Origin of the sequence: Methylorubrum podarium (genome assembly GCF_022179745.1) — a bacterium.
GTDB classification, from domain to species: Bacteria; Pseudomonadota; Alphaproteobacteria; order Rhizobiales; family Beijerinckiaceae; genus Methylobacterium; species Methylobacterium podarium.
In genome coordinates this window covers 1-3,709 of record NZ_BPRD01000433.1, presented here as the reverse complement: position 1 = coordinate 3,709, position 3,709 = coordinate 1, and the positions used below count along the sequence as shown (strand labels likewise).

Genomic DNA, 3,709 nt, shown 5'->3' with positions numbered 1-3,709 from the left:
AACACCCGGGGCGCGACCGGAAACGTCCTCGCTGGGCTGGGCGGCACGCCCCGGCCGCTCCCGCCCGGCGCGCTCCAGGTCGATGACATCGCCGCGGATCCCTTCAACTATAAGGGCGGCATCACGCTGCGCGCGGTCGTCGCCAGAGCCGAGGGCACCAGCCCCCGCAAGTTCGTGGTTGTGGATGCCCGCGAGGCCAAGATCTGCAAATCGACGAACTGCGCGAAGTTCTACCTGCCGGTCAGCGCGGAGACCGCGATGCCGGTTGCGCGCTGGGACGAGGTCGACCTGGAAGGCGAGCTCGTCCAGGGCGACCGGCACCCGTATTTCCGGGTGACCGGCCTGAAGAACCACGGTCAGTTCTAATGACGCGCCCTGGCGGCACGACGGCAGGCTCGGCGGGAGACGCAGCGTGAATCTCGGAACCCTTGTCTGGCGCAATCTCGTCCGCCGGCCCGGCCGCTTCGCGTTCACGCTGGCGGGCGTGGCCGTCGGCATCGCGGCTTTCGTGGCCCTTCTCACGCTCGGCCAGGGCCTGACCCAGGAGATCCGGCGCCAGGCGCAGGGGCTGGGGGCGAACCTCGTCGTCACCCCGAAGGGCTGGTGCGCCTACGAGCAGATCTCGGTTCTCACCGGCGAGCAGTTGCCGGAAGCCATCGCGATGACGGAACTCGCCAAGATCGCGGCGGTGCCGGGGGTGCGGACGGCCGTGCCCTACCTGAACCAGCGCACGGCCTTCCGGAACCGCCCGGTGCCGCTGATCGGCATCCAGCCGACGGCGATGCGGGCGCTCCAAGGCTGGCGCGTGGGCCAGGGACGCTACTTCCAGGGACCCGACGAGGCAGGCGTGGTCATCGGCGCGGCCATCGCCCAGCAGTTCGGGCTGCGGCCGGGGGAGACCTTCACCGTCCGCGGCCGCCCGCTCCCGGTCGTCGGCGTCCTGGACACGACCGGAACCAAGGACGACGTCGCCGCCTTCGCGCCGCTCGCCGTCGTCCAGCGCATCTACGAGACCGAGGGCAAGGTCTCCTTCGTCGCCGTGCAGGTCGACGACCTGGAGCGGGCGGACGAGATCAGCCTGCGCATCCAGGAGGCGGCCAACGTCGCCGTGGTGTCGGACAAGCAGCTCGTGAGCTCGGTCCTCTCCATCGTCGGCACCGTCGGCGCGGCGATGCAGGCGGTCGCCATCGTCGGCGTGGTGGCCGCCGCCTTCGGCATCGCCAACACGCTCATGACGGCCGTCTACGAGCGGCGGCGCGAGATCGGCATCCTGCAGGCCATCGGGGGAACCCGGCGCACGCTGTTCATCGGCTTCCTCCTGGAATCCGGTCTCTACGGCGGGCTCGGAGGGCTGATCGGCCTCGGCCTCGGCGTGCTGGCGGCCTACCGGATCGGGCCGTCCCTTGCCGACAATCCCTTCACGGCGGCCCTGCGCCAATCGCCCACGCCGGCGCTCGACCCCGGGACGATGGCGGGCGTGCTGGCGTTCTCCGTCGCCTTGGCGCTGCTCGCCGGGTTCTATCCGGCTTGGCGCGCGGCGCGGCTCACACCGATGGATGCGATCCGACATGTCTGAGGCAGATGCGCTGGTCCGCTTGGAGAAGGTCTCCCGGGTCTACGGCCGCGGCGAGGCGGCGGCGGTGGCCCTGGACGAGGCGTCGCTCGCGATCAAGCGGCGCAGTTGGGTCGCGGTCGTCGGGCCCTCCGGCCATGGCAAGAGCACGCTGCTGCACCTGATGGGCGGCCTCGACCGCTCGACGAGCGGGAAGGTCCATCTCGATGGGGAGGAGTTGTCCCGCCTGAGCGCACGCCGCCTCGCCGCGGTGAGAGCGCGCAAGATCGGCTTCGTGTTCCAGTTCTTCAATCTGCTGCCGCACCTGACCGCGCTCGAAAACGTTCAGACCGCCCTCTGGTTCGGCGGCTGGCCCGCGTCCCGGGCACGCGGCAAGGGGCTCGACCTCCTGGACCAAGTGGGGCTCGCCGACCGGGCCGGCCATCTGCCGGGCCAGCTCTCCGGGGGCCAGCAACAACGCGTCGCCCTGGCCCGGGCGCTCGCCAACGACCCGGATCTCCTGCTTCTCGACGAACCGACCGGGAACCTGGACTCGACCGCCGAGGCGGACGTCCTCGACCGGCTGGCCGCGCTTCACCGCCACGGACGGACCCTCGTCATGGTGACCCACAGCCCGGCCGTGGCCGCGAGGGCGCAGCGGCTCGTCAACGTCCGCGACGGCCGGATCGCGTCGGACGCGGCCGTGGAGCGCGCCGGTGCCTGAGGTCTCGACGGCGGGTCTGCTGACCGCTTTTGCCGGCGGCGCGGTCTCGTTCCTGTCCCCGTGCGTGCTGCCGCTGGTGCCGGGTTACGTTTCCTTCGTGGCTGGCCGGTCACTCGCCGGCCAAGCCAGGAGCGGCGCGCGAGCCGGTCCGGCCGTCCGCGCGCTCCCCCTCGGGCTGTGTTTCGTGCTCGGCTTCTCGACCGTGTTCGTCCTTCTGGGCGCCGGCGCCACGGCGCTGGGCCGGCTCGTCCTGTCCTACCGGTCTGAGGCCGGCATCATCGGCGGCGCCGTCATCCTCCTCTTCGGCCTGGTGACGACGGGCGTCCTGCGGCTCCCGGCCCTGCAACGCGACCTGCGCTACCACGGGGCGCTTGCCGGCGGCGGGCCCGGCGGGGCCTACCTCCTCGGCCTGGCCTTCGCCTTCGGCTGGACACCCTGCATCGGACCCGTGCTCGGGTCGATCCTCGCCGTGACCACCGTCACCGCCGGCGCGGGCGGCCTGGTGTTGCTCGCCGCCTACTCGCTCGGGCTCGGGCTGCCGTTCCTGCTGGCCACGCTGTTCACCGACCGGCTGCTCGGCCTCGGGCGGGGCCTCGGCCGGTTCGGGCGGCTCCTCAATCTCGCGGCCGGAGGGGTGATGATCGGCATGGGGCTCGCCATGATGACGGGCCGCCTGACCGAGATCGGCTCCTGGCTGCTGGAAACCTGGCCAGCCCTCGGCCGGATCGGCTGACGAGGCGCGCTTGTGCGGCTCCACATGGTGGAGACCCGGCATCGACGCGCCGCACGGGCTGGCCGGGCTGGGGATCGAGAGGCGTCGCGCCACATATCAGCGAATGACGATGTCCAAGCATGGCTGAAGACCAGACCCTCCTGCCCGGGCGGCGTGCTCGACCCCAGCGCAGCGCTGCGCCGGCGGCCCTGCGCCGGAAGGCCGAACACATGGCCAAGCTCTGCCGCGGCCTGTCCGATCCCTCGCGCCTCGTCATCCTGGAGGCGCTGCGCCCCGGGGCGCTGAGCGTGTCGGAGATCGTGCAGGCCACGGGGCTGACGCAGTCGAACGTCTCGAACCACCTGGGCTGCCTGTACGATTGCGGGCTGGTCCTGCGCGAGCAGGAGGGGCGCTTCGTGCGCTACCGCCTCAGCGACCCGCGCGTCGAGAGCCTGCTACGCCTCACCGAGGAGCTCGTGGCCGACACCGCCCGGGGCGTGGTGGCCTGCACGGAGATCGGGTGCGGCGGCGGCTCTTGCTAGCCGTAGCCACCGACCGGGCATGGGCCCACGTGGCGGGTCCCGGGCCGCAACCCGGAACCCGGGCGCCGCGGTTCCGGCCCGGGCGGGCGCCCGTCCCGTCATCGGGTGACCACGCCGGATCCTGTCGGCCGATGGCGCCGGAACCGGTGTAGGGGAGCCGGGCTCACGTGGGAGCTCGG

5 protein-coding genes are annotated in these 3,709 nt (G+C 72.2%); all 5 read left to right on the top strand.

The window, feature by feature from the left end; translation table 11 throughout:
• Nucleotides 1-366: hypothetical protein (locus MFF42_RS20055; RefSeq protein ID WP_238257318.1), on the top strand; the 366-nt coding region annotated here is incomplete at its 5' end.
• Nucleotides 367-412: 46 nt separating this feature from the next.
• Entirely contained in the window at nucleotides 413-1,576 is a 1,164-nt protein-coding gene (locus tag MFF42_RS20050; RefSeq protein ID WP_012752970.1) for an ABC transporter permease, read from the top strand.
• On the top strand, nucleotides 1,569-2,276 hold the full coding sequence (locus MFF42_RS20045) for an ABC transporter ATP-binding protein (RefSeq protein WP_012752971.1): 708 nt from the start codon (nucleotides 1,569-1,571) through the stop codon (nucleotides 2,274-2,276). The genes MFF42_RS20050 and MFF42_RS20045 overlap by 8 nt, the downstream gene beginning before the upstream one ends.
• Complete coding sequence (locus tag MFF42_RS20040) at nucleotides 2,269-3,009, top strand: cytochrome c biogenesis CcdA family protein (RefSeq protein WP_012752972.1); 741 nt, start codon at nucleotides 2,269-2,271, stop codon at nucleotides 3,007-3,009. The genes MFF42_RS20045 and MFF42_RS20040 overlap by 8 nt, the downstream gene beginning before the upstream one ends.
• Before the next feature lie 119 nt (nucleotides 3,010-3,128).
• Nucleotides 3,129-3,530, top strand: coding sequence for an ArsR/SmtB family transcription factor (locus tag MFF42_RS20035; RefSeq protein WP_009865682.1), 402 nt, complete (start codon nucleotides 3,129-3,131; stop codon nucleotides 3,528-3,530).
• Nucleotides 3,531-3,709: the final 179 nt, after the last annotated feature.